Origin of the sequence: Azonexus fungiphilus (assembly GCF_003634965.1) — a bacterium.
GTDB lineage: Bacteria > Pseudomonadota > Gammaproteobacteria > Burkholderiales > Rhodocyclaceae > Azonexus > Azonexus fungiphilus.
In genome coordinates this window covers 251,433-275,983 of sequence record NZ_RBXP01000013.1, presented here as the reverse complement: position 1 = coordinate 275,983, position 24,551 = coordinate 251,433, and the positions used below count along the sequence as shown (strand labels likewise).

Here is a 24,551-nt window from a genome sequence, read left to right as displayed (position 1 = left end):
AGCTAGGATGAAGAAGGTTGGTCTGGTCGGTTGGCGTGGCATGGTCGGTTCCGTGCTGATGCAGCGCATGGTCGAGGAGGGCGATTTCGCCCATATCGATCCGGTTTATTTCTCGACGTCCGCCGCCGGCGGCAAGGCGCCGGTCTTCGGCGGCAAGGAAGCTTCCCTGCCGCTGCAGGACGCGACCAACATCGAGGCGCTGAAGGCCTGCGAGATCATCATCACCTGCCAGGGCGGCGACTACACCAAGGAAGTCTTCCCCAAGCTGCGCGCCGCCGGCTGGAGCGGTCACTGGATCGACGCCGCCTCGTCGCTGCGCATGGCCGACGATGCCGTGATCATCCTCGATCCGGTCAACATGCACGTGATCAAGGACGCGCTGGCCAAGGGCGGCAGGAACTGGATCGGCGGCAACTGCACCGTCTCCCTGATGCTGATGGGCCTGGGCGGACTGTTCCAGAACGACCTGGTCGAGTGGGCGACCTCGATGACCTACCAGGCTGCGTCCGGCGCCGGCGCGCAGAACATGCGCGAGCTGATCTCGCAGATGGGCGTCATCCACGACTCGGTCAAGGACCTGCTCGCCGATCCGGCCTCGGCCATTCTCGACATCGACCGCAAGGTTGCCGAGACGATCCGCTCCGACAGCTTCCCGAAGAAGAACTTCCGCAACACGCCGCTTGCCGGCTCGCTGATCCCGTGGATCGACGTGCCTTACGAAAACGGCCAGTCCAAGGAAGAGTGGAAGGGCGGCGCCGAATGCAACAAGATCCTCGGCAAGCCGGCTTTCCGCACGGCCGGTTCGATCCCCATCGACGGCCTGTGCGTGCGCATCGGCGCGATGCGCTGCCACAGCCAGGCGCTGACCATCAAGCTGAAGAAGGACGTGCCGCTCGACGAGATTTCCGACATGCTCGCCAAGGCCAACCAGTGGGCCAAGGTCGTGCCGAACGATCGCGAGATCTCCGAGCGCGAGCTGACCCCGGCCGCCGTCACCGGCACGCTGACGGTGCCGGTCGGCCGTCTGCACAAGATGGCGATGGGCCCGGAATACCTGGCCGCCTTCACCTGCGGCGACCAGTTGCTGTGGGGCGCCGCCGAGCCGCTGCGCCGCATGCTGCGCATCCTGCTCGACGCCTGACGTCATTTTTATGCCAAACAAACGGGGCTGCGGCCCCGTTTTTTATTTGTTGGGTATATGCAAAAAGTCAGCTACTGAGAAGCGGGTTTAGCTTGCATTGCTAAGTCCATGATGTTAATTTGATTCTCCCAAGTTATACGCTCAGGGCATGGCCGTGACCGACAACAATTCTTCCAAATTCAAGAAATGTGCGCTGGCGCTTGCCGTCGCTTCCTGTATGTCGCTTGCGACCACGGCCGCCGATGCGGCCGGACTCGGGAAGCTGACCGTGTTCTCCAGTCTCGGGCAGCCGCTGAAGGCTGAAGTCGAGATTGCGGCGACAGGTGAAGAACTGGTCGGCATGACGGCGCGCCTGGCGCCGCCCGACGTATTCAAGCAGGCCGGCATCGACTACGCCTCGTCGCTGAGCGACCTGCGCTTCGTGGTTGAAAAGCGGGCCAACGGCAAATCGGTGCTCAAGCTCAGCTCGCTGCGCCCGGTCAACGAGCCTTTCCTCGATTTTCTGGTCGAGTTGAACTGGCCGGCCGGTCGCCTGGTCCGCGAATACACCTTCCTCCTCGATCCCCCGGAATTCGCCGCGCCCCAGGGCACGCGTAGCAGCGTCGATGCCAAGCTGGTGGAAACCGTGCGTGGCGGCGCGGTCGTGCCCGAAGCGGTGGCGCGTCCGCAGCGTCCGGCTCGCGATCTGCCGGCGCCGGTCGCGCCTGTCGACAAGCCGGCCCCGGCCAAGCCCGCGGCAGCTGCCGACGGCGCTACCCGCCTGGTCGAAAAGGGCGACACCTTGCGCAAGATTGCGGCCGAGCGCCAGTACGCGGGCGTTTCGCTCGAGCAGATGCTGGTCGGGCTCTATCGCAACAACCGCGAAGCCTTCATCGAGAACGACATTCACCGCCTCAAGGCGGGGGCCATCCTGAACATTCCCGATGCGGCGAGCGTTGCCGCGGTATCGGACAAGGAGGCGCGGCAGATTTATGTGTCCTCCGGCGATTTTTCCGCTTACCGGCGCAAGATGGCGAGCGCGGCGAGCAATGCGCCGGCACGCGACGACGCGCCGGCAGCGCAGAGTACCAGCGGCCGGATCACGCCGAAAATCGACGAAAAACTGCCGTCGACCGATAGTGCCAAGGATCAGGTCAAGGTGGCGCGCGCCGATGCGCCGGGCAGTCGCGATGTCGACCGCATCGCTGCGGAAAAGGCGCTGCAGGAATCGCAGGCTCGGGTGACGCAGCTCGAGAAGAATCTCGGCGAGTTGCAGAAGCTGCTCGAAATGAAGAACCAGCGCCTGGCCGAGCTCGAAAAGCCGGCGGCGCCGGTCGAGAAACCCGCCCCGGCGCCGCTCGCGCCGGTAGCGCCGGTGGAGAAGGCGGCGCCGGTGGAGAAGGCGGCCCCGCCCGTCGAGCCGCCGCCCACCCCGGCGCCCGTGGTCAGTCCGGCGGCGCCCGCCGAAACGGCGCCGCCAGCGCCGGCCCCGGTCGAGCAAAAGCCGGTCGAGCCGGCCAAGCCGACCTTGCCGCCGGTCGAACCGGTGCCGGTCGAAGAGCCTGGGATGCTCGATGCGCTGCTCGAAGATCCGTTGCCGCTTGCCGGTGGCGCCGGCGCCATCGCGCTGCTGGCCGGCTTGCTGCTCTATCGCCGGCGCAAGGGCGAGGCCGCAGCTGCGCCGACGCAGACGACGGCAGTGCCTTCGCCGTCCAGCCTCGGTCCGAATTCGGTCTTCCGCATGACCGGTGGCCAGAGCGTCGATACCGGCAGCACGCCGCCGCATACCGGCGAGTTCAGCCAGGCCGGCCCGGGCACGATCGATACCGATGAGGTCGATCCGGTCGCCGAGGCCGATGTTTACATGGCCTACGGCCGCGATGCGCAGGCCGAGGAAATCCTGCTCGAGGCCATGCAGAAGGATCCGAATCGCCTGGCGATCCACGCCAAGCTGCTCGAAATCTACGCCAATCGCCGCAGTCTGAAGCAGTTCGAAACGCTGGCCGGCGAGCTTTACGCCCAGTCGGCCGGACTCGGCCCGGAATGGGAAAAGGTCGCCGCACTCGGCGCCGAGATCGACCCCGGCAACCCGCTGTACGGCGGCGCCAGTCTGGCCGCCAAGCCGGCCGCGGAAAAGTCCTTCGATCCGGATGCGACCGTCGTTGCCGGGGCTGCTGCTGCAGCTGCCGCAGCACTCGCGGTCGCCGACGTTACCGCCGACCAGCCGACGGCCGAACCGGTTCCGACGCCGGTGTTCGATGTCCCGGAATTTTCTGCGGAGGCCGACCCGGTCTTTGCCGAAGCCCTGGATATGCCGGACGCGGCTTCGGTCGACGCGCTGCCGGTCGATGAAATGAGCCTGGACTTCGATCTCGGCGATGCGGCGACAGTGGCAACTGCGGTCGAGGCCGTCGACGTCGTCGAGGCGACGCCCGAAGCCGTGGCTGAAGAGCACTACGTCGATACCGTGGTGACCGCCGAGGCGACACCGGATGCGCTCGATTTCGACCTCAGCGGCATGGTCGGCGGCGATACGCCGGCCGATGCCCCGGCAGAGGCCGGGTCGGTGCCGGTGGTCGACCTGGCGACGCTCGATCTGGCGGTCGAGGAGCCGGTCGAGTCTGCCGGCGACGCCGATGCGACGCCGGATTTCTCGCCGGAAGGCACGCTGGTGATTTCCGGCGGCCCGGGTTTCGGCCAGGCGGTGGATACCGATTTCTCGCTCGACGATTTGCCGTCGGTCGAGGAAACGCCGGTGGCCGATGTCGCCGCCGAACAGCCGGCCGAACAGCCGCAGCCGGTTGAGCCGGCGGTGGACGCTGTGCCGGAAGCGCTGCCCGCAACCTCTGCCGGCGAAGACCTGTCGCTGGAAATCGACGCCCCGGATCTGGTCAGTACCGTGGTCAACCCGGTCGCCGGTACGCCGGACGACATGGATTTCGATGTCAAGCTCAGTGATTCCGTCTTCCTCGGTCAGCCGATGATGGCTTCGGAGTTCGACATTGGCGCGATCAGCCTCGATCTTTCCGAACCGCCGGCAGCGGAAGCCGCTCCGGCCGAGGTCGCGGCGCCGGAAGCGCCGGCAGCCGAGCCGGCTGCACCGGCCGCGGTGCACGACGCGCACTGGGAAGAGGTCAATACCAAGCTCGACCTGGCCAAGGCCTACGAAGAGATGGGCGACCTCGAGGGGGCGCGCGAACTGCTCCAGGAGGTCCTCGGCGAAGGCTCGCCCGACCTGGTCGAGCAGGCGCAGGCGATCCTCGGGCGCATTGGCGGGTAAAATCCCGTCTTGCGATCGGCAAAAGGCCCCGTTCGGGGCCTTTTGCATTTCCGGAGCCGCTTCACCTTGCATCCATCTGCCGCTTTGCTTCTCTGGCTAGCCGCCGTCGTCGCGGTCCAGTACCTCGACTACCCGGGCCTGCTCGCTGCTGTCCTGCTGCTGCTGGTCCCCGGTGTTGGCGCCGCCTGGGCCGGCTTTGTCCGCCGTGCACGCTGGCTGTTGCTGACGCTGTGGCTGATCCTGGCCTACAACACCCCTGGCGAGGCCTGGGCCGACCAGGCCTGGGCGCCGACTTACGAAGGCCTGGCCGAGGCCAGTCTGCACGCGGTACGCCTGGTCGTCATGCTCGGTTGCCTGGCCTGGCTGTTCGTCCGCCTCGGCCGCGACGGGCTGCTTGCCGGGCTGTGGGGCTTGCTGGCGCCGCTGCGCCGCCTCGGGCTCGACAGCGAACGGCTGGTCGTCCGCCTGGCGCTGGTGCTCGAACGCCTGCAGCAGCCGCAGGAGAAAGGCGCCTGGCGGCGCATTCTCGTCGGCGAGCCGGATTTCGCCGGCGGCCCGCAGACGATCCGCTTGGCCGGCGCTGTCTGGGCCGGGCGCGACAGCCTGCTGGTGGCGGTGGCGGCGGTCTTGCTGACGGTGGCGGTGCTGGCATGAGGGTGGCGCTGGGGGTCGAGTATTTCGGTGCGCCGTTTCACGGCTGGCAAAGCCAGGCCGGCGGCGGTACCGTCCAAGATGCGCTCGAGGCGGCGCTGGCGACGATCGCCGGTAGCCCGGTGGCGACGCTGTGCGCCGGGCGGACCGATGCCGGCGTGCACGCGACGCAGCAGGTGGTGCATTTCGATGCCCCGGTCGAGCGCCCGTTGTCGGCCTGGGTGCGCGGCGTCAATACGCACCTGCCGGCTGGGGTTGCGGTGCGCTGGGCGCAGCCGGTCAGCGACGAATTTCATGCCCGCTTCAGCGCGCACGGGCGGCGTTACCGCTACCTGCTGCTCAACCGGCCGCAGCGTCCAGGCCTGTGGCAGGGGCGGGTCGGCTGGTTCCATCTGCCGCTCGACCTGGCAGCGATGCAGGACGCTTGCGGTCGACTGCCTGGCGAGCACGATTTCTCGGCCTTCCGGGCGGCACAGTGCCAGGCCAAATCGCCGGTCAAGCTGATGACCGGCGCCAGCGTCCGCCAGCAGGGGGCGATGTTCGTCTTCGACTTCGCCGCCTCGGCCTTCCTGCACCACATGGTGCGCAACCTGGTCGGGGCGCTGGTGCATGTCGGCAAGGGCGCGCAGCCGCCGGCCTGGATCGACGAGTTATTGCAACAGCGCGACCGCACCCGGGCGGCGCCGACGTTCTCGCCCGACGGCCTGTACTTCCGCGGCCCGGTTTATGCGCCCGAGTGGGGACTGCCCGAGCCGACCGACGATTTTCTCGATGGATTGCTGACATGAAAACCCGCATCAAGATCTGCGGCCTGACCCGCGAGGCCGATGTCGACGCGGCGGTCGCCGCCGGCGCCGACGCCATCGGCTTTGTCTTCTATCCGCCCAGCCCGCGTTACGTTGCGCCGGCGCGGGCGGCCGAACTGGCGCGCCGGGTGCCGCCCTTCGTCGACATCGTCGGGCTGTTCGTCAATGCGCCTGCCGGCGAAGTCGCGGCGACCTGTGCCCAAGTGCCGATCAACCTGCTGCAATTCCACGGCGACGAAGCGCCGGATTATTGTCGCAGCTTCGCCAGACCCTGGCTGCGTGCGGCGCGGGTGAGGCCGGGGCTCGATCTGGTAGAATTCGCGCGCTCGCATTCCGATGCGCGGGGATTGTTGCTCGATGCCTTCGTTGACGGTTATGGCGGCGGTGGCCATGTCTTCGACTGGACGCTGATTCCGCCGGGCTTGCCGGGGTTTTTGGTGCTTTCCGGCGGGTTGACCGTGGACAACGTCGGCGACGCCATTGCCCGGGTCCGGCCGGATGCGGTCGATGTTTCCTCCGGCGTCGAAGCGGGCAAGGGCATCAAGGATCACGACAAGATCGCGGCTTTTGTTGCCGCCGTCCGGGCGGCGGATGCGGCGATCAGCGAAGGATGAGGAAAATGCGGGAATCCGCGGGGGGTATCACCCGAACCTGTTGGCGGCGCCATCTGGCCAATCACCCTTGAGGTTGGGCGGCAGTTCCTTTGCGTCCACTTTTTTCAAGGAGTTATTCGATGTCCACGATCCCTTATGATTTTCCCGATGCACACGGCCATTTCGGTCCCTATGGCGGTGTCTTCGTCGCCGAAACGCTGTTCGGCGCCCTCGACGAGCTGAAGGCCGCCTACGCCGCGGCCCAGGCCGACCCGGCCTTCCGCGCCGAGTACGAGTACGAGCTCAAGCACTTCGTCGGCCGTCCGTCGCCGATCTACCACGCCAAGCGCTGGTCCGAACTGCTCGGCGGCGCCCAGATCTACCTCAAGCGCGAGGACCTCAACCACACCGGCGCGCACAAGGTGAACAACTGCATCGGCCAGGCCCTGCTTGCCAAGCGCATGGGCAAGCCGCGCGTCATCGCCGAAACCGGCGCCGGCCAGCACGGCGTGGCAACGGCCACGGTGGCCGCTCGCTACGGCTTCGAGTGCGTGGTGTATATGGGTAGCGAGGACGTGCGTCGCCAGGCCGCCAACGTCTATCGCATGAAGCTCCTGGGCGCCAAGGTGGTCCCGGTCGAATCCGGCTCGAAGACGCTGAAGGACGCGCTCAACGAAGCGATGCGCGACTGGGTCACCAACATCCACAACACCTTCTACATCATCGGCACGGTCGCCGGCCCGCATCCTTACCCGATGCTGGTGCGCGACTTCCAGAAGATCATCGGCGAGGAATGCCTCGAGCAGATGCCGGAAATGACCGGGCGCCAGCCGGATGCGGTGATTGCCGCGGTCGGCGGCGGTTCCAACGCGATGGGCATCTTCTATCCCTACATCAACCAGGAAAACGTCCGCCTGATCGGCGTCGAAGCCGCCGGCGACGGTGTCGACACCGGCCGCCATGCCGCCTCGCTGACCGCCGGCGTGCCCGGCGTGCTGCACGGCAACCGCACCTACCTGCTGCAGGACGAGGACGGCCAGATCATCGAGACGCACTCGGTCTCGGCCGGTCTCGACTACCCCGGCGTCGGCCCGGAACACGCCTGGCTGAAGGACATCGGCCGCGCCGAATACCAGCCGATCCGGGACGACGAGGCGCTCAAGGCCTTCCACGACCTGTGCCGCCTCGAAGGCATCATCCCGGCGCTCGAGTCGAGCCACGCCCTGGCCTACGCCGCCAAGCTGGCGCCGACGCTGCCCAAGGACAAGATCCTGCTGGTCAACCTCTCCGGCCGGGGTGACAAGGACATGCATACCGTGGCCGAAAAATCGGGGATCCAGTTCTGATGTCGCGCATCCAACAAACATTCGCCCGCCTCGATGGCCAAGGCCGCAAGGCGCTGATTCCCTTCATCACCGCCGGCGACCCGGATGCGGCGCTGACCTTGCCGCTGATGCACGCGCTGGTCGAGGCCGGCGCCGACGTGATCGAACTCGGCGTTCCCTTCTCCGACCCGATGGCCGACGGCCCGACCATCCAGCGTGCCTCCGAACGGGCGCTGGCCAAGGGCATGACGCTGCGCAAGGTGCTCCAGCTGGTTGGTGAATTCCGCAAGACCGACGCGACGACGCCGGTGGTGCTGATGGGCTACGCCAACCCGATCGAGGCGATGGGCCTGGAAAAGTTCGCGCAGGCGGCGTCGACCGTCGGCGTCGATGGCGTGCTGGTGGTCGATTACCCGCCGGAAGAGGCGGCCAAGTTCGGCGCGGCGATGCAGGCCTGCGGCATGGATCCGATTTTCCTGATCGCGCCGACGTCGACCGTCGAACGCATCGCCCAGGTGGCGAAGATCGCCAGCGGTTATGTCTATTACGTGTCGCTGGCCGGCGTCACCGGGTCCGGCGCGCTCAACGTCGATGCCGTCGCCGAGCGGCTGCCGGCGATCCGCGCCCAGACCGGCCTGCCGGTCGGGGTCGGTTTCGGCATCCGCGATGCCGCAACGGCCGCCCGTATTGCCGCCTTTGCCGACGCCGTCGTCGTCGGCAGCCGGATTATTGAAGAAATCGAGAAGTCGACCGTGGAGACGGCCTGCGCCAATGTCAGGACATTGGTTGCCGAAATCCGTCGCGGTGTTGATGAGGTGAAGAAATGAGCTGGTTGAACAAACTGTTGCCCCCGAAGATCAAGCGTGAGCAGGGCGGTCCGCAACGCCGCACGAACCTGCCCGAAGGCCTGTGGAGCAAGTGCCCGGCCTGCGAAGCGGTGCTCTACGCGACCGACCTGCAGAACAACCTGCAGGTTTGCCCGAAGTGCGGTCATCACCATCGCATCAATGCCCGCCAGCGTCTCGACCTGCTGCTCGATCCGGAAGGCCGCTTCGAGATCGGCGCCGAGGTGGTGCCGGTCGACAGCCTCAAGTTCAAGGATTCGAAGAAGTACCCGGATCGCCTGATGGATGCCAACCGCGATACCGGCGAAAGCGATTCGCTGGTGGTCATGCAGGGCGCGATCAAGAACATTCCGGCGGTTGCCGCCGCCTTCGAGTTCGACTTCATGGGCGGTTCGATGGGTTCGGTGCTCGGCGAGCGCTTCGTGCGCGGGGTCAATGTCGCGATCGAGCAGAAGACGCCGTTCATCTGCGTGGCCGCTTCCGGCGGTGCGCGCATGCAGGAAGGCCTGTTCTCGCTGATGCAGATGGCCAAGACGACGGCGGCGCTGACCCGCCTGTCGCAGGTCGGCCAGCCGTTCATTTCCATCCTGACCGACCCGACCATGGGCGGCGTCTCGGCCTCGTTCGCCTTCGTCGGCGACGTCGTCATCGCCGAGCCGAATGCGCTGATCGGCTTCGCCGGCCCGCGCGTCATCGAGCAGACGGTGCGCGAGAAGCTGCCGGAAGGCTTCCAGCGTGCCGAGTTCCTGCTCGACAAGGGTGCCATCGACATGATCGTCGATCGCCGCGAAATGCGCGACCAGGTCGCGCGGACGCTGGCACTGCTGCTCAACCAGCCGGCCGCCGCTTGAAGACTCTCGCCGACTGGCTGGCCCATCTCGAGGGCCTGCATCCGAAGGGGCAGGCCGGCATCGAGCTCGGCCTGGATCGCATCCGCCAGGTCAAGGCGGCGCTCGGCCAGGTCCAGCACTGCCCGGTGATCGTGGTCGGCGGCACCAACGGCAAGGGCTCGACCTGCGCCTACCTCGAGAACATCATCGACCGCGCCGGCTACAAGGTCGGCTGCTACACCTCGCCGCACATCCTCGCCTACAACGAACGCGTCCGCCTGAACGGCGTGCCGGTCGACGACGCCGCACTCTGCGCCGCCTTCGCCAAGGTCGAGGCAGCGCGCCTGGCGAGCGGTGTCGCCCTGACCTATTTCGAATTCGGCACGCTCGCCGCCTGGGAAGTCTTCGCCGCTGCCGGTGTCGAGGCGGCGGTGCTCGAAGTCGGTCTTGGTGGTCGCCTTGATGCGGTCAACGCCTACGAACCCGACGTTTCCATCGTCACCACCGTGGCCCTCGACCATACCGACTGGCTGGGGCCGGATCGCGAATCGATCGGCTTCGAGAAGGCCGGCATCTTCCGCGCCGGCAAGCCGGCGCTGTGCGCCGACCCGCAGCCGCCGCAACGCCTGCTCGACCATGCTGCGGCAATCGGCGCCGACCTGCGCCTGATCGGCCGCGACTTCGGCTTCGAACGCCCCGGCGCCGAAGCTGCCGAAAACCGCCTGCAGTGGCGCTGGTGGTGCCGTAGCGGCGCCCAGGTCGTGCGCCGCTCGCTGGCCTACCCGGGGCTGCGCGGGCCGACCCAGCTGTTCAATGCCAGCGTCGCGCTGGCCGCGCTGGAAGCCATTGCCGAGCAGTTGCCGGTAACCATGCAGGCGATCCGTCCGGGCTTGATCGAAACCGAATTGAGCGGGCGCTTTCAGGTCGTTCCCGGCAAGCCGGCGATCGTCCTCGACGTCGGCCACAATCCGCAGGCGGTCAAGGTGCTCGCCGACAACCTCTCGAACATGGGCTTCTTCGACCGCACCCGGGCGGTGCTCGGCATGCTCGCCGACAAGGACATCGCCGGTGCCCTGGCGCCGCTCAAGGATCGCGTCGACGTCTGGCACCTGGCCAGCCTGCCCGGGCCGCGCGGGACCACCGCCGCGGCACTGGCGCAGATCGTGCGCGCTGCCGGGGTCGGTGGCGAGATCGTCTGCCACGATACGCCGGCCGAGGCGATGCGGGCGGCCCGGGAGGCAGCCGGGGAAAGTGATAGAATCCTCGCCTTCGGATCATTCTACACGGTGGCCGGCGCGCTCGACGCGCTGGGCAGGAAAGCCTGATTGATGGAAGACAACGACGTTCAGCTGCAGCTCAAGAAACGCGCCCGCCGCCGCCTGGTCGGCGCCGTCTTCTTCGTCTCGCTGGTCGCCCTGGTGCTGCCGATGCTGATGGACCACGATCCGCGGCCGCCGGTCCAGGATGTCGAGATCCGCATTCCCGGCCAGGACGAGAAACCCTTCGCGCCGGCGATGGTCGCCGTCCCGGTCGAAAGCGCGCCGGCCGCGGAAGCGGCGCCGAAGACGCCGGCTGTCGAGGCGCCGGCGAAGATGACGGTCGACCGCCCGCAAAGTGAAAAAATGCCGGAAAAGGCGCCCGAGAAACCGGCCGAAAAACCACTCGAGAAGCCTGTCGACAAGCCGGTCAAGCCGGCGGAAAAGCCGCTCGAGAAGAAAGCCGAGAAAGCGCCCGAGAAGAAGCCTGAGCCGGCCAAGCCGGCTGCTGACGAGGAAGCCCGGCGCGCCGCCGCGATCCTCGCCGGCAAGGCGCCCGAGCCGGCCGCCGCTGGCGGCGCCCATGTCGTGCTCATCGGCGCCTTCGCCAACGAGGCCAATGTCGTCAGCTTGCGCAAGAAGCTCGGCGAGCTCGGCATCAAGACCTATACCGAGCCGCTCGATTCGCCGCAGGGCAAGAAGACCCGCGTCCGCGCCGGCCCCTTCCCGAGCCGCGAAGCTGCCGAGAAGGCGCTCGACAAGATGAAGCGGATCGGCGTCTCCGGCGTCGTCACAGCGAAGTCATGACGCTGTTCGACTACATCGCGATCGGCATCGTCGTCCTTTCCCTCGGTTTCGGTTTGTGGCGCGGCATGGTCAGCGAGATCATCGCGCTGGTCGCCTGGGGGCTGGGCATCTATGCCGCCTTCGTCTTCGGCCCCGAGCTCGGCGCCATGCTGCCCGGCGGCGTCGACGACCCGACGCTGCGCGCGCTGATCGGCTGCACGCTGGTCTTCTTCGGCGTGCTGATTGCCATGGCGATCGTCCGCATCCTCATTCTCAAGGCGGTCAAGGCGCTCGGGCTGTCGGTCTCGGACCGCGTGCTCGGGATGTTCTTCGGGCTTGCTCGCGGCCTGCTGGTGACCTTGCTGCTGGTCGCCCTCGGCGGCATGACCGCGGCGCCCAGCCAGCCCTGGTGGCGCGACGCGACGCTGGCGCCGCCGCTGGAAACGGCGGTGCTGGCAGTCAAGCCGATGTTGCCGGCCGATCTGGCCAAACGAATTCGATTCAGTTAATCAGGAAAAAATCATGTGCGGGATTCTCGGCGTATTGGCGACCACTCCGGTCAACCAGTTGCTCTACGACGGTCTGATGGTGCTCCAGCATCGCGGCCAGGACGCGGCGGGGATCGCCACCGCGCAAGGCAACACCTTCCACCTGCACAAGGGGCCGGGGCTGGTGCGCGACGTCTTCCGCACGCGCAACATGCGCGCCCTGCCGGGCAACTGCGGCATCGGCCACGTCCGTTATCCGACCGCCGGTTCGGCCTACAACTTCGCCGAGGCGCAGCCTTTCTACGTCAATTCGCCGTTCGGCATCGTCCTCGGCCACAACGGCAACCTGACCAATGCCGAGCAGCTCAAGGACGAGATGTTCCGTCTCGACCGCCGGCACATCAACACCAATTCCGACTCGGAAGTCCTGCTCAACGTCCTGGCGCATGAACTGCAGGCTGCCTCGCACGGCTATGAACTCGACGTCGACAGCATCTTCCAGGCGGTTGCCGGGGTCCATCGCCGTTGCCGCGGCGCCTATGCGGTGGTCGCCATCATCGCCGGCTACGGCCTGCTCGCCTTCCGCGACCCGCACGGCATCCGGCCGCTGATCTACGGCCAGAACGAGACGCCGGAAGGTACCGAATACCTGGTCTCGTCCGAGTCGGTCGCGCTCGATACCCTGGGTTTCCAGGCGGTGCGCGACATCGAGCCGGGCGAGGCGGTGTTCATCGATTTCAACCACCAGCTGCACAGCCGCCAGTGCGCCCAGCAGCCGATGTACGCGCCGTGCATCTTCGAATACGTCTATCTCGCCCGTCCGGATACCGTGATCGACGGCGTTTCGGTTTACGAAGCGCGGCTGGCGATGGGCGAGCTGCTGGCCGAGAAGGTGCGCAAGGTCATTCCGGTCGAGGAGATCGACGTCGTCATCCCGATTCCCGATTCGAGCCGGCCGTCGGCGATGCAGCTGGCGCAGGAACTCGGCATCCCGTTCCGCGAAGGCTTCGTCAAGAACCGCTACGTCGGCCGCACCTTCATCATGCCCGGCCAGGCGATGCGCAAGAAGTCGGTGCGCCAGAAGCTCAACACCGTCGGCCAGGAATTCAAGGGCAAGCGCGTGCTGCTGGTCGATGACTCGATCGTGCGCGGCACGACCAGTCACGAGATCGTCGAAATGGCGCGGGCTGCCGGTGCGGTCAAGGTCTACTTCGCCTCGGCGGCACCGCCGGTGCGCTTCCCCAATGTCTACGGCATCGACATGCCGACGCGGGCCGAACTGATCGCCACCGGCCGCACCGATGCCCAGATCGCCGCCGAAATCGGTGCCGACGCGCTGGTTTACCAGGACATCGAGGCGCTCAAGCAGTCGATCACCAAGCTGCGCGCCGACCTCACCGTGTTCGATGCTTCCTGCTTCGACGGCTGCTACATCACCGGCGACATCGACGCCTACTATCTCGACGCGGTCGAGGGCAAGCGCGGCAAGAAGCCGGCCAAGGGCGACGACAAGAACGAGGACGACGGCGACGGTCGCGAATCGCAGCAGATGGTGCTCGGCCTGGCCAACGGCGGACAGGAATGATGGCCGATCGTCCCGACTACCGCCCGGAAACGCTGGCCGTCCGCGCCGGCCAGGAGCGCAGCCAGTTCGGCGAGCATGCCGAGGCGCTCTACCTGACGTCGAGCTTCGTTTTCGGCAGCGCCGCGCAGGCAGCGAAGCGCTTCTCCGGCGAGGAGGAGGGCAATGTCTACGCGCGCTTCTCCAACCCGACCGTGAGCATGTTCGAGGAGCGCCTGGCGGCGCTTGAAGGCGCCGAGGATTGCGTTGCCACGGCCAGCGGCATGGCGGCGATCATGGCGCTGTGCCTGGCGCACCTCAAGCAGGGCGATCACATCGTCGCCTCGAACAGCCTGTTCGGCGCCACCGTGCAGCTGTTCAACAACATCCTGTCGCGCACCGGCATCACCACCACCTTCGTCTCGCATACCGACCCGGCGGCCTGGGAAGCGGCGATCCGCCCGGAAACCAGGCTGTTCTTCCTGGAAACGCCGTCGAATCCGCTGACCGAAATTGCCGATATCCGAGCGTTGACCGCGATCGCCCACGCCCACGGCATCCTGGTCGCCGTCGACAACTGCTTCTGCACGCCGATCCTGCAGAAGCCGCTGGCCATGGGCGCCGACCTCGTCGTCCATTCGGCGACCAAGTACATCGACGGCCAGGGGCGTGTCCTCGGCGGCGCCGTCTGCGGGCCGAAGAAGCTGACCGAGGAAGTCTTCAAGTACCTGCGCACCGCCGGGCCGACGCTGTCGGCATTCAACGCCTGGGTCCTGCTCAAGGGCCTGGAAACGCTGAAGATCCGGATCGAGGCGCAGGCTGCCAACGCCGCCCGCCTCGCTCACTGGCTGGAAGCGCACCCCAAGGTCGCCCGCGTCTTCTATCCCGGGCTGCCTTCGCACCCGCAATACGCGCTGGCGCAGACGCAGCAGGCCAGCGGCGGCGCCATCGTCTCCTTCGAGGTCAAGGGCGCCCGCGAGCAGGCCTGGACGGTGGTGGATAACTGCCGCCTGCTTTCGATCACCGCCAATCTCGGCGACACCAAGACCACCATCACCCATCCCGCCTCGACCACGCACGGCCGCATTTCCCCGGAAGCCCGGGCCGCCGCCGGCATCAACGAAGGCCTGCTGCGCATCGCGGTCGGCCTGGAAGCGGTCGAGGATCTGCAGGCCGACCTCGAGCGCGGCCTTTCCCTGATCTGATTTTCCGTGCGGACTCCCGGCTACGGCCGGGCGTCCGCCTTTGGAGTTGTCCATGCATTTTTCCGAACTCGGCCTCAAGGCCGAAATCCAGCGCGCCGTTGCCGAACAGGGCTACGACACGCCGACCCCGATCCAGCAGCAGGCGATTCCCGCGGTGCTTGCCGGCCATGACCTGATGGCCACGGCGCAGACCGGCACCGGTAAGACCGCCGGTTTCACGCTGCCCATCCTGCACCTGCTGGCGAGCGGGTCGAACGACCGCCTGACGCGCATTGCCAAGACGCCGCGCGTGCTGGTGCTGACGCCGACCCGCGAACTCGCGATCCAGGTCGAGGAAAGCGTGCGCACCTACGGCAAGCATCTGCCGATCAACTCGCTGGCCGTCTTCGGCGGCGTCGGCATCAACCCGCAGATCGCCAACCTGCGCCGCGGCGTGGACATCCTGGTGGCGACGCCAGGTCGGCTGCTCGATCACGTCCAGCAGCGCACGGTCGACCTCTCGGCCATCGAGATTTTCGTCCTCGACGAAGCCGACCGCATGCTCGACATGGGCTTCATCCGCGACATCCGCAAGGTCATCGCGCTGCTGCCACAGAAGCGCCAGAACCTGCTGTTCTCGGCGACCTTCTCGCCGGAAATCCGCGAGCTCGCCGCCGGCCTGCTCAACAAGCCGGTGTCGGTCGATGTCGCGCCGCGCAACACGGCGGCCGAGACGGTGACCCAGAAGGTCATCGAGACCGACCGCGAACGCAAGAAGGAACTGCTCTGCCACCTGTTCCAGACGCACGGCTGGCACCAGGTGCTGGTCTTCGCCCGGACCAAGCACGGCGCCGACGCGCTGGCGCGGACGCTGGACAAGGCCGGCATCAAGGCGGCGGCGATCCACGGCGACAAGTCGCAGGGCGCACGGACCCGCGTCCTCTCCGAGTTCAAGGAAGGCAAGCTGGTGGCGCTGGTGGCCACCGACATCGCGGCGCGTGGCATCGACATCGACGCGCTGCCCTACGTGATCAACTATGAACTGCCCAACGTGCCCGAGGACTACGTCCACCGCATCGGCCGCACCGGCCGTGCCGGCATGGCCGGCGAGGCCGTGTCGCTGGTCTGCCATGACGAGCGCCCGCAGCTGAAGGACATCGAGAAGCTGATCAAGCGCACGCTCGAGCGGGTCGTCATTGCCGGCTTCGAACAGTCGGCGGTGGCCACCCCGCGACCGCCGCAGCCACCGCGCGGGCCGCGCAAGCCGCAGCCGGGGCGCGGGGCGCCGGCGGCAAAATCGGGGCAAAACCCGGGTGGACCGCAAAAACACCGGAGCGGCAGTCGTCATCGCTGATCCCGCCGGCTGACGGCGGGCGTAAAATCCCCGAAAAGTTTTCGTCACACATAAAACAATCGGGGAGGGCAGCATGCCGGTGAAAATCGTCCGGTCGACCGCGTCGGCCTATCAATATCCGCTGTTGATCAAGCAGCTGCTGCTGACGCCACTGGCGACCGCGGCCGATCATGAAATCTGCTACCAGGGCCGGGTCCGCCACGACTACCGGACCCTGCGCCAGCGCATCGGCCGCCTTGCCGACGGTCTTGCCGGGCTCGGCGTCGAAGCCGGGCAGACGGTGGCGATGATGGACTGGGACAGCCATCGCTACCTCGAGAGCTTCTTCGCGGTGCCGATGATGGGCGCCATCCTGCAGACGGTGAATGTCCGTCTCAGTCCCGAACAGATCCTGTACACGCTGAACCATGCCGGCGCCGACGTGCTGATGGTCAACAGCGAGTTCTTCCCCATCCTCGCCGAGATCGCCGGCAAGCTGGAAACGGTGAAGACCTTCGTGCTGATTTCCGACGAGCCGGTCATGCCGGCGGCGCCGGTAGCCGCCGCTGCCGAGTACGAGGCGATGCTGGCGGCGGCATCGCCCGACTACGATTTTCCGGATTTCGACGAGAACGCCCAGGCGACGACCTTCTACACCACCGGCACGACCGGCAATCCGAAGGGCGTCTATTTCAGCCACCGCCAGCTCGTCCTGCACACCCTCGGCGTCGCCTCGGTCCTCGGCGGCGCGCACCGCCAGGGGCACATCCATCGCGACGACGTGTACATGCCGATGACGCCGATGTTCCACGTGCACGCCTGGGGCTTTCCCTACCTGGCGACGATGATGGGGCTGAAGCAGGTCTATCCCGGGCGCTACCAGCCCGACGTGATCTGCCGCCTGATCCACGAGGAGGGCGTCAGCTTCTCGCATTGCGTGCCGACCATCCTGCACATGATCCTCAGCCACGCCAAGGCGCGCGAGACCGATTTCTCGAAGCTCAAGATCCTCATCGGCGGCGCCGCGCTGCCCGAGGCGATGGCGATCGCCGCGCAGAAGCTGGGCATGGACCTGTTCTCCGGCTACGGCATGTCGGAAACCTGCCCGGTGCTGTCGATCGCCCATCTCGATACCGCCGATCTCGCGCTCGACATCGAGGCGCAGGCGGTGATCCGCGCCAAGACCGGGCGGCCGCTGCCGCTGGTCGACCTGCGCGTGGTCGATCCGCAGCTGCACGATGTCGCCCATGACGGCAAGGCCACCGGCGAGGTCGTCGTCCGCGCGCCCTGGCTGACCCAGGGCTATGTCGGCGCACCGGAAGCCTCCGAGGAACTGTGGGCCGGCGGCTACCTGCACACCGCCGACATCGGCAACATCAACCCGGCCGGTTACCTCAAGGTCACCGACCGGATCAAGGACGTGATCAAGACCGGCGGCGAATGGACCTCGTCGCTGCAGCTCGAGGACATCATCGCCAAGCACGAGGCGGTGCACGAGGTGGCGGTGATCGGCGTGCCCGACGACAAGTGGGGCGAGCGGCCGCTGGCGCTGGTGCTGCTCAAGCCCGACTTCGTCGGCCAGGTCAGTGAGCACGCACTACGCAATTTTGCCGCGCACGCAATCGAGGCCGAGGGGATTTCACGCTACGGCGTGCTGCTTCAGGTGCGCTTCGTCAAGACGCTGGTCAAGACCAGCGTCGGCAAGATGAACAAGCGCCTGATGCGGGCCGATCCGGACGCGCTCTGTCTCTGATTTTTGCCGGAAACGGCCGGTCGACCGTCAGTGTTACGGTCGACCGCTGCCCGCGGCGTTTTTCCGCAGTCCGGCCAGTTGCCGGTCGTGCCGGTGCGAGAGCAGCAGCAATGCGCTGGCGGCGCCGATCAGCGCCATGAACATGTCCGACTGGGTGTCCCACTCGTCACCCTGGGTGCCGAGGAATTCGTCGGCGCCCTGGCCCATCAACAGCGCCGCTGCCCACTCGATCAGCTCGTAGCAGGCGCTGATCGCCAGCGCCACGCAGATGCAGAGGAAGGCGCTCATCTTCGCGCCGCGGACCCAGTCGCCGCGCAGCAGGATTTCGCGGGCGACCAGCGCCGGCACGAAGCCCTGCAGGAAATGCCCGATCTTGTCGTAAGGATTGCGCGCCGTGCCCAACAGGTCCTGCAGCCAGAAGCCGAGCGGCACCCGGGCGTAGGTGTAGGCGCCGCCGCCGATCAGCACCAGCGCGTGGATGGCGATCAGCACGTAGAGCAGCGCCGTCAGCGGGTAGCTGTGCCGGGTGACGTAGAGCAGCGGCAGCGCGATCAGTACCGGCGCCACTTCCATCAGCCAGGTGACGCGGTCGTACGGGGCGATGCCGGAGGCGACCAGCGCGCCGACGACGATGCCGGCCAGCCCGGCGTTGATGCGGTCCTGATGGTTCATGCTTCAGCCCTCGTTGCGGATCAGTTGCAGCAGTTCCTCGCCGTAATGCTCGATCTTGGCGCTGCCCATGCCGGTGATGCCGGCGAGCAGGCCGTGGCTGACCGGTCGCGTTTCGGCGAGTTCGCGCAGCGTCTTGTCGTGGAGGATGACATAGGCCGGCACTCCCTGCTCGCGGGCGGTGTCGGCGCGCCACTTGCGCAGCAGCTGGAACAGCGCCTCGTCGGCCGGGGCCAGGTCGCTGACCGCAGCGCTGCTGCTGCGCGATGGCGACGACTTGCGTTTGAGCGGCCGGCGCAACTGGACCTGGCGCTGTCCCTTGAGCACTTCGCGGGCAGCGTCGGTGAGCTGCAGCGCGCCGTGCTCGGCCATGTCGACATGGACCAGGCCGGCTGCGGCGAGCTGGCGGAAAACGCTTTTCCAGGCGTGTTCGTCGAGGTCGCTGCCGACGCCGAAGGTCGGCAGCTGATCGTGGCCGTACTGGCGGACCTTGTCGCTGGCCTTGCCGCGCAGCACGTCGCTCAGGTGGCTGACACCGAAGCGCATGCCGGTGCGGAAGATCGCCGACAGCGCCTTCTGCGCCGCCAGCGTGCCGTCCCACAGTTCCGGCGGGTCGGCGCAGACGTCGCAGTTGCCGCAAGGCTCGCGTTGTTCGCCGAAATAGTTGAGCAGCACCTGGCGACGGCAGCGCGGCGCCTCGCAGTAGGCGAGCAGCGCGGTCAGGCGTTGCGACTCGAGAATCTTCTGGCCTTCGCCGGCACCCGATTCGGCGATGCGCGCGTGCTGCAGCGCGACGTCCTGCATGCCGTAGGCCATCCAGGCCTCCGACGGCTCGCCGTCGCGGCCGGCGCGGCCGGTTTCCTGGTAGTAGGCCTCGATGCTTTTCGGCAGGTCGAGGTGGGCGACGAAGCGCACGTCCGGCTTGTCGATGCCCATGCCGAAAGCGATCGTCGCGCACATGATCAGGCCTTCCTCGCGCAGGAAGCGGCGCTGGTTGGCGGCGCGCTCCTGGGCCGGCAGGCCGGCGTGGTAGGGCAATGCCGGATAGCCCTGGGCGGAGAGCCATTCGGCGGTTTCCTCGACCTTCTTGCGCGACAGGCAATAGACGATGCCGGCCTGGCCCTGGCGGCCGGCCAGGAAAGTGAGCAGTTGCTTCTTGGCGTTGTCCTTTTCCACCACGGTGTAGCGGATGTTCGGGCGGTCGAAGCTGGAGAGGAAGACCCGCGCCTCGCCGAGGCCGAGGCGGGCGAGCATCTCGTTGCGTGTCGCCTGGTCGGCGGTGGCGGTCAGGGCGATCCGCGGCACCCGCGGGTAGCGTTCGTGCAGTGCCGACAGCTGCAGGTATTCCGGGCGGAAATCGTGGCCCCATTGCGACACGCAGTGGGCTTCGTCGATCGCGAACAGCGCCAGCTTGCCGGCCGTGTAGAGGGCGTCGAGCATCGCCAGCGTGCGCTCGAGCAGCAGGCGCTCGGGGGCGATGTAGACAAGGTCGAGGCCGCCGCTGAACATCGCCTGCTCGACCGCCTGCGCCTCCTGCCAGGCCAGCGTCGAGTTGAGCACGGCGGCGCGGACGCCGAGCTGGGTGAGCGCGTCGACCTGGTCCTGCATCAGCGCGATCAGGGGCGAGACGACGATGGCGCAGCCCGGGCGCAGCAGCGCCGGAATCTGGTAGCAGAGGCTCTTGCCGCCGCCGGTCGGCATCAATACCAGGGCATCGCCGCCACCGGCGACATGGCCGATGATCTCGGCCTGGGCGCCACGGAAGGCGGGGTAGCCGAAGACATCGCGCAGGATGTCGAGGGCGGTGCTGACGGTCGACACGCGTTCAGGCCCGTTTTTCAGGGAGCACGGCTTCGCGGCGCAGCACCTCGCCATCCCAGACTAGGCATTCGCCGCGCTCTTCGTGCCAGTCGGCGAGCACCCAGCGTTCGACGTGGATGCCGTCGACGATGTGATCGTGCGTCGCCGGCTGGTGGGTGTGGCCGTGAATGAAGGTGGCGTAGCCGTGCTGGCGCAGGAAGTCCTCGGTCGCCGCCGGCTGCAGGTCGGTGTAGGGATTGTGCTTGTCGCGCTGGCTGGCTTCGCTGGCGGCGCGCATCTGGGCGGCAATGGCCCGCCGTTCGGCGAGCGGCCGGGCGAGGAAGGCGCTTTGCCAGACCTGGCTGCGCACCTGGTCGCGAAAACGCATGTACTCGCCGTCGTCGAGGCAGAGGGCGTCGCCGTGGGCGAGCACGAACTGCCATTCGGCGGTGGACAGGATGTAGGGCTCGTCGATCAGGCGAACGCCGGCGGCGGCGGCGAAGGCTTCGCCGAGCAGGAAATCGCGGTTGCCGTGCATGACCGCGATGTTCACGCCGCTGTCGGCGGCGGCGCGCAGCGCGGCGACGATGGCGACGTTGTCCGGATCGTCGATGTCGTCATCGCCGATCCAGGTCTCGAACAGGTCGCCGAGCAGGTAGAGTTCGCTGGCCTGGCGGGCGCGGCCGCCGAGAAAGTCGAGGAACAAGCGCGTCGCCCCGGGTGACCGGGGCGACAGGTGCAGATCGGATGCGAAGAGGATCAAACCACTTCCGCTTTTTCGATGATCACGTCCTCGACCGGCACGTCCTGGTGGAAGCCCTTGTTGCCGGTGCGCACGGCGCGGATCTTGTCGACCACGTCCATGCCGTCGACGACCTGGCCGAAGACGCAGTAGCCCCAGCCCTGGCCGGACGGCGCCTTGAAGTCGAGGAAGTCGTTGTCGACGGTGTTGATGAAGAACTGGGCGGTGGCCGAATGCGGGTCGCCGGTGCGGGCCATGGCGATGCTGCCGCGGACGTTCTTCAGGCCGTTGCCGGCTTCGTTCTCGATCGGGGCGCGGGTTTCCTTCTGGTTCATCCCGGGTTCCATGCCGCCACCCTGGATCATGAAGTTCTTGATCACGCGGTGGAAGATGGTGTTGTCGTAGTGGCCGGCCTCGACGTAGGCGATGAAGTTGGCGACCGTCTTCGGCGCCTTCTCGGCGTCGAGTTCGAGGCTGATGACGCCGAAGTTGGTGGTGAGCTTGATCATGGTGGGGTCCTTACTTTTCGGAAATGATTCTGACGTTCTGGATGACGACCGGCTTGACCGGCACGTTCTGGTGGAAGCCGGCGTTGCCGGTGCGCACGTCGGCGATCTTGTCGACCACCTCGATGCCGCTGACGACCTTGCCGAAGACCGCGTAGCCCCAGCCGTCGCGGCTCGGGTAGTCGAGCGCCAGGTTGTCGGCGTGGTTGATGAAGAACTGGGCGGTGGCCGAGTGCGGCTCCATCGTCCGCGCCATCGCGATCGTGCCGCGGCGGTTCTTGAGGCCGTTCCTGGCCTCGTTCTCGATCGGTTCGCGCGGCTTCTTCTGGTTCATGTTCGCATCGAAACCTCCGCCCTGGATCATGAAGCCGGGGATCACGCGGTGGAACACGGTGCCGGCGTAGAAGCCGTCCTTGGCGTACTGCAGGAAGTTGGCGACGCTTTTCGGCGCCTTGTCGGCATCGAGTTCGACGACGATGTTGCCCATGCTGGTCTGCAGTTCGACGGTGGGGGCGGCCCAGGCGTTGACGGTCGACAGCGTCAGGGCGGCAAAAATGCCGAGCATTTTCTTCATGTCAGGCGGCTCCTTCGTAGATGATCTTCCATTGACCGCCTTCGCGCACCCAGTACTGGCGCTTCTTCATGCGGTTGTTGAGGTTGTTGCTGCGGTAGTCCTGGTCGAAGGTGACGACCACGACTTCTTCCTTGCCCGGGTTGCGGAACACCGAGAGGTTGTCGAGGCTGAGCTTGATCCAGCTCTTGCCGGCATTGACCTGGCGCTTCTGCGCGGCGAAGTCGGCGTAGCCCTGGCCGCCGGCGTTGAACTCGCGCGAGTAATGCGACAGGTAGCGGTCGCTGTCGCGGCTTTCCCAGTCGGCCCGCCAGTTCTCGATGGTCCGGTTGAGTTCGTCGCGTTCCTTGCTCCAGTCGTCGAGCGACAGCCACTCGACTTCCGGGCTGATGATCACCGGCGTCAGGCCGACCTGCAGGTTGTTGCGGATCGCTTCGAGGTCCTGGTTGGTGAGCACGACGCAACCGTCGGAGGCGAGCGGCGGCCGGGCGAAGGTGTCGGAAGGCGTGCCGTGCAGCCAGATGCCGCTGCCGCCGCGACCGCGCCGGCGGTCCCACTCGTTCGGATAATTGATCGGGAAGGCACCGTTGCCGTAGAGGTCGGGCAGCTTCTGCCGCGACAGGTCGGCGGTGACGTGATAGACGCCGATCGGCGTCTTCTTGTCGCCCTCGGCGAACTTGTCGGCACCGAGTTTGCCCTGGGTGATGTAGTAGTCGGCGACGAAGCGCGGCCGGCCGCCGTTGCTGCGGTCGTTCTCGTAGAGATAGAGGCGCGAGCGGCGGGTGTCGACGACGACGGCGTAGCGCTGGTCCGGGCGCATCTGCAGCAGATAGCGCGGGACGTAGTCGGCCTGCGGTCTGTCGCGGTAGGCCTGGAGGCGCTTGAGCGCCTCGGCGCGGAGGTCGGCGACCTGTTCGGCGGAGGCGCCGCGGGCGGCGCCGAAGCCTTCGATCGGATGCACCCGGGCGAGCAGCAGGTCGCCCTTGATCAGGTGTGCCAGCCGGTAGTTCGGGTATTGCTGGAGCAGCGCCTCGGTCAGCTGCAGCGCGTTGCCCAGCTCACGCCGTTCGATCTCGCCGAAGATGCGCGTCAGCTGTGCTTCCGGACCGCCGTCGGAGACCGTTGCCGGCAGCGTTGCAGCGGCGTTGCCGGCCGGTGTGCTGACCGGCCACACCGGCAACGGCTGGTCGAGCGAGGCGGTGGCCGGCGCAGCCGTGACCGGCACGTCGTTCTCACCGAGAAAATGGATTGCCGCAGCGACGACAGCCAGCCCGATCAGGGCTGGCAGGACCAGCTTCGTCTTGCGCATCAGCGGGCGTTTTCTTCCTTGATCAGCCACTTGCCACCCGAGCGGACGAAGACCAGGGTCTTGCTGCTCGAGCTGTTCAGGCCGGGCGCCTGGTAGTGCTGACGGAAGCGGGCGGTGGCGCGGTCACCGTTGATCGTGATCACCGGATCGTCGACGGTCACCGAGATCTTGCCCGGGCGGTCGCCAATGCGCTGCTGGCGCTCGGCCTCCCAGGCCTTGCGGCCCATTCCCTTGGGGGTGTTGAAGTCGCTGGCGTAGGCGGCCAGGTAAGCCTTCATGTCCTTGCGCGACCAAGCCTTGGCCCAGGCGGTGATGGCCTTGGCGACGTCGTCGCTGGCGGCGTCATGGGCCGGCGCCGCGGCCGGCTTGCTGTCGACGGCGGCGGCCACCGGGCTGGCCGCAGGGGTGGGGGCGGCGACCGGTGCGGCGGCGCCAGGCGTCGTCGTGACCACGGTCGCGCTCGGGGCGACGGCCGGCTTGGCCGGCTGCACCGCAACCGGTGCCGGGGCGGCGGCGATCGCGGCCGGGGCCGGCGGCTTGACGTTGCCCTTGCCGGAGGTGCTGATCAGGTCGCGGATCAGGGCCAGCTTGTTCTGTGTCGTGGCGTTGGCGCCGTCGAGCTGGAGGGCCTTGTCGTAGGCCTGGCTGGCCAGCTTGGCGTAGACGTCGCCGAGGTTCTCGTAGGCGATGGCGTAGGACGGGTGCGTGCGGATCGCCATTTCCAGCGCCGTGCGCGCCTTGTCGTACTGCTTCTGCTGGGCGTAGAGGACGGCGAGGTTGTTGTACGGCTCGGGCAGTTCCGGGTAGTCCTCGGAGAGCTTGGTGAATACGCCGATGGCGTCGGCCGGACGGTTCATCTCGGTGAGGATCAGACCCTTGAGGAAGCGACCCTGGGCATCCTTCGGCCGGCTGCTCAGGTACTGGTCGACTTTTTCCAGGGCCTGCGCGTGCTGGCCATGCTTGATCAGGCGCTGGATGTCGGGCAGGTTGTCGGCAAAAACCGGGGCGGCAAAGCCGATGGAGAGGCCGAAAGCCAACGCGCGGAGCGTCCGGAAGCGAGGCTGGATCAAGGATTTGGAGGTCATCGCCGTGCTATAATTTCCGAGGTTTTCAATCGCTCAATTCTACCAAAGAAGCGGTAGA

At 67.0% G+C, this 24,551-nt stretch carries 22 protein-coding genes; 15 read left to right on the top strand and 7 right to left on the bottom strand.

Going from position 1 to position 24,551, the window contains the following annotated elements; all coding sequences use genetic code 11:
• The first annotated feature begins 7 nt into the window (after positions 1–7).
• The 15 genes from asd to DFR40_RS06750 all read left to right on the top strand — a co-directional run bounded on the left by asd (position 8) and on the right by DFR40_RS06750 (position 17,811).
• A complete protein-coding gene (asd, locus tag DFR40_RS06820; protein WP_121457730.1) occupies positions 8–1,141 on the top strand; it encodes an aspartate-semialdehyde dehydrogenase in 1,134 nt (377 codons plus the stop codon).
• Between the two features lie 148 nt (positions 1,142–1,289).
• On the top strand, positions 1,290–4,400 hold the full coding sequence (locus DFR40_RS06815) for a motility hub landmark protein FimV (protein ID WP_121457729.1): 3,111 nt from the start codon (positions 1,290–1,292) through the stop codon (positions 4,398–4,400).
• Between the two features lie 66 nt (positions 4,401–4,466).
• Positions 4,467–5,054, top strand: coding sequence for a CbiQ family ECF transporter T component (locus DFR40_RS06810; RefSeq protein WP_170160170.1), 588 nt, complete (start codon positions 4,467–4,469; stop codon positions 5,052–5,054).
• Complete coding sequence (gene truA / locus DFR40_RS06805) at positions 5,051–5,839, top strand: tRNA pseudouridine(38-40) synthase TruA (RefSeq protein WP_121457727.1); 789 nt, start codon at positions 5,051–5,053, stop codon at positions 5,837–5,839. Before DFR40_RS06810 ends, truA begins: the two co-directional genes overlap by 4 nt.
• The gene (locus DFR40_RS06800) at positions 5,836–6,471 is read left to right on the top strand and encodes a phosphoribosylanthranilate isomerase (RefSeq protein ID WP_121457726.1); all 636 of its coding nucleotides are present in this window, start codon (positions 5,836–5,838) and stop codon (positions 6,469–6,471) included. The genes truA and DFR40_RS06800 overlap by 4 nt, the downstream gene beginning before the upstream one ends.
• Positions 6,472–6,590: 119 nt before the next feature.
• Positions 6,591–7,796 (top strand): tryptophan synthase subunit beta, encoded by a 1,206-nt coding sequence (trpB, locus tag DFR40_RS06795; RefSeq protein ID WP_121457725.1) that lies wholly within the window; start codon positions 6,591–6,593, stop codon positions 7,794–7,796.
• Positions 7,796–8,602: a tryptophan synthase subunit alpha gene (gene trpA, locus DFR40_RS06790; protein ID WP_121457724.1), complete on the top strand. Its 807-nt coding sequence runs from the start codon at positions 7,796–7,798 to the stop codon at positions 8,600–8,602. Before trpB ends, trpA begins: the two co-directional genes overlap by 1 nt.
• Positions 8,599–9,471 carry an acetyl-CoA carboxylase, carboxyltransferase subunit beta gene (gene accD / locus DFR40_RS06785; RefSeq protein ID WP_121457723.1) on the top strand — a complete coding sequence of 291 codons (873 nt, stop codon included), beginning with the start codon at positions 8,599–8,601 and terminating at the stop codon, positions 9,469–9,471. The genes trpA and accD overlap by 4 nt, the downstream gene beginning before the upstream one ends.
• A complete protein-coding gene (gene folC / locus DFR40_RS06780) occupies positions 9,468–10,775 on the top strand; it encodes a bifunctional tetrahydrofolate synthase/dihydrofolate synthase (RefSeq protein WP_121457722.1) in 1,308 nt (435 codons plus the stop codon). The genes accD and folC overlap by 4 nt, the downstream gene beginning before the upstream one ends.
• 3 nt (positions 10,776–10,778) lie before the next feature.
• Complete coding sequence (locus tag DFR40_RS06775; protein WP_121457721.1) at positions 10,779–11,513, top strand: SPOR domain-containing protein; 735 nt, start codon at positions 10,779–10,781, stop codon at positions 11,511–11,513.
• The gene (locus DFR40_RS06770) at positions 11,510–12,001 is read left to right on the top strand and encodes a CvpA family protein (RefSeq protein WP_121457720.1); all 492 of its coding nucleotides are present in this window, start codon (positions 11,510–11,512) and stop codon (positions 11,999–12,001) included. Before DFR40_RS06775 ends, DFR40_RS06770 begins: the two co-directional genes overlap by 4 nt.
• A gap of 13 nt (positions 12,002–12,014) precedes the next feature.
• Positions 12,015–13,565 carry an amidophosphoribosyltransferase gene (gene purF / locus DFR40_RS06765; RefSeq protein ID WP_121457719.1) on the top strand — a complete coding sequence of 517 codons (1,551 nt, stop codon included), beginning with the start codon at positions 12,015–12,017 and terminating at the stop codon, positions 13,563–13,565.
• A complete protein-coding gene (locus DFR40_RS06760) occupies positions 13,565–14,746 on the top strand; it encodes an O-succinylhomoserine sulfhydrylase (protein WP_121457895.1) in 1,182 nt (393 codons plus the stop codon). The genes purF and DFR40_RS06760 overlap by 1 nt, the downstream gene beginning before the upstream one ends.
• A 52-nt stretch (positions 14,747–14,798) precedes the next feature.
• Complete coding sequence (locus DFR40_RS06755) at positions 14,799–16,079, top strand: DEAD/DEAH box helicase (protein WP_121457718.1); 1,281 nt, start codon at positions 14,799–14,801, stop codon at positions 16,077–16,079.
• A 73-nt stretch (positions 16,080–16,152) separates the two neighbouring features.
• The gene (locus tag DFR40_RS06750; protein ID WP_121457717.1) at positions 16,153–17,811 is read left to right on the top strand and encodes a fatty acid--CoA ligase; all 1,659 of its coding nucleotides are present in this window, start codon (positions 16,153–16,155) and stop codon (positions 17,809–17,811) included.
• 33 nt (positions 17,812–17,844) lie between these two features.
• Here the strand turns inward: DFR40_RS06750 and DFR40_RS06745 are convergent, their stop codons facing one another.
• The 7 genes from DFR40_RS06745 to DFR40_RS17485 are packed head-to-tail and all read right to left on the bottom strand — an operon-like array spanning position 17,845 to position 24,445.
• Positions 17,845–18,483 carry a DUF2238 domain-containing protein gene (locus DFR40_RS06745; protein ID WP_121457716.1) on the bottom strand — a complete coding sequence of 213 codons (639 nt, stop codon included), beginning with the start codon at positions 18,481–18,483 and terminating at the stop codon, positions 17,845–17,847.
• A gap of 3 nt (positions 18,484–18,486) precedes the next feature.
• Positions 18,487–20,355, bottom strand: a complete 1,869-nt coding sequence (gene recQ, locus DFR40_RS06740; RefSeq protein ID WP_211329743.1) for a DNA helicase RecQ — start codon at positions 20,353–20,355, stop codon at positions 18,487–18,489.
• Positions 20,306–20,986, bottom strand: a complete 681-nt coding sequence (locus DFR40_RS06735) for a UDP-2,3-diacylglucosamine diphosphatase (RefSeq protein ID WP_245985623.1) — start codon at positions 20,984–20,986, stop codon at positions 20,306–20,308. Before DFR40_RS06735 ends, recQ begins: the two co-directional genes overlap by 50 nt.
• Before the next feature lie 53 nt (positions 20,987–21,039).
• Positions 21,040–21,531 carry a peptidylprolyl isomerase gene (locus DFR40_RS06730; RefSeq protein WP_121457713.1) on the bottom strand — a complete coding sequence of 164 codons (492 nt, stop codon included), beginning with the start codon at positions 21,529–21,531 and terminating at the stop codon, positions 21,040–21,042.
• Positions 21,532–21,541: 10 nt separating this feature from the next.
• Entirely contained in the window at positions 21,542–22,102 is a 561-nt protein-coding gene (locus DFR40_RS06725; RefSeq protein ID WP_121457712.1) for a peptidylprolyl isomerase, read from the bottom strand.
• 1 nt (position 22,103) lies between these two features.
• Positions 22,104–23,408 carry a L,D-transpeptidase family protein gene (locus tag DFR40_RS06720; RefSeq protein ID WP_121457711.1) on the bottom strand — a complete coding sequence of 435 codons (1,305 nt, stop codon included), beginning with the start codon at positions 23,406–23,408 and terminating at the stop codon, positions 22,104–22,106.
• Complete coding sequence (locus DFR40_RS17485; RefSeq protein WP_281270059.1) at positions 23,408–24,445, bottom strand: nuclear transport factor 2 family protein; 1,038 nt, start codon at positions 24,443–24,445, stop codon at positions 23,408–23,410. Before DFR40_RS17485 ends, DFR40_RS06720 begins: the two co-directional genes overlap by 1 nt.
• Positions 24,446–24,551: the final 106 nt, after the last annotated feature.

Coding starts and splice junctions, on each gene's coding strand:
- asd (WP_121457730.1), top strand. CDS start 8: ATGAAGAAGGTTGGTCTGGTCGGTTGGCGTGGCATGGTCGGTTCCGTG.
- DFR40_RS06815 (WP_121457729.1), top strand. CDS start 1,290: ATGGCCGTGACCGACAACAATTCTTCCAAATTCAAGAAATGTGCGCTG.
- truA (WP_121457727.1), top strand. CDS start 5,051: ATGAGGGTGGCGCTGGGGGTCGAGTATTTCGGTGCGCCGTTTCACGGC.
- DFR40_RS06800 (WP_121457726.1), top strand. CDS start 5,836: ATGAAAACCCGCATCAAGATCTGCGGCCTGACCCGCGAGGCCGATGTC.
- trpB (WP_121457725.1), top strand. CDS start 6,591: ATGTCCACGATCCCTTATGATTTTCCCGATGCACACGGCCATTTCGGT.
- trpA (WP_121457724.1), top strand. CDS start 7,796: ATGTCGCGCATCCAACAAACATTCGCCCGCCTCGATGGCCAAGGCCGC.
- accD (WP_121457723.1), top strand. CDS start 8,599: ATGAGCTGGTTGAACAAACTGTTGCCCCCGAAGATCAAGCGTGAGCAG.
- DFR40_RS06775 (WP_121457721.1), top strand. CDS start 10,779: ATGGAAGACAACGACGTTCAGCTGCAGCTCAAGAAACGCGCCCGCCGC.
- DFR40_RS06770 (WP_121457720.1), top strand. CDS start 11,510: ATGACGCTGTTCGACTACATCGCGATCGGCATCGTCGTCCTTTCCCTC.
- purF (WP_121457719.1), top strand. CDS start 12,015: ATGTGCGGGATTCTCGGCGTATTGGCGACCACTCCGGTCAACCAGTTG.
- DFR40_RS06760 (WP_121457895.1), top strand. CDS start 13,565: ATGGCCGATCGTCCCGACTACCGCCCGGAAACGCTGGCCGTCCGCGCC.
- DFR40_RS06755 (WP_121457718.1), top strand. CDS start 14,799: ATGCATTTTTCCGAACTCGGCCTCAAGGCCGAAATCCAGCGCGCCGTT.
- DFR40_RS06750 (WP_121457717.1), top strand. CDS start 16,153: ATGCCGGTGAAAATCGTCCGGTCGACCGCGTCGGCCTATCAATATCCG.
- DFR40_RS06745 (WP_121457716.1), bottom strand. CDS start 18,483: ATGAACCATCAGGACCGCATCAACGCCGGGCTGGCCGGCATCGTCGTC.
- recQ (WP_211329743.1), bottom strand. CDS start 20,355: ATGGCGAGGTGCTGCGCCGCGAAGCCGTGCTCCCTGAAAAACGGGCCT.
- DFR40_RS06730 (WP_121457713.1), bottom strand. CDS start 21,531: ATGATCAAGCTCACCACCAACTTCGGCGTCATCAGCCTCGAACTCGAC.
- DFR40_RS06725 (WP_121457712.1), bottom strand. CDS start 22,102: ATGAAGAAAATGCTCGGCATTTTTGCCGCCCTGACGCTGTCGACCGTC.
- DFR40_RS06720 (WP_121457711.1), bottom strand. CDS start 23,408: ATGCGCAAGACGAAGCTGGTCCTGCCAGCCCTGATCGGGCTGGCTGTC.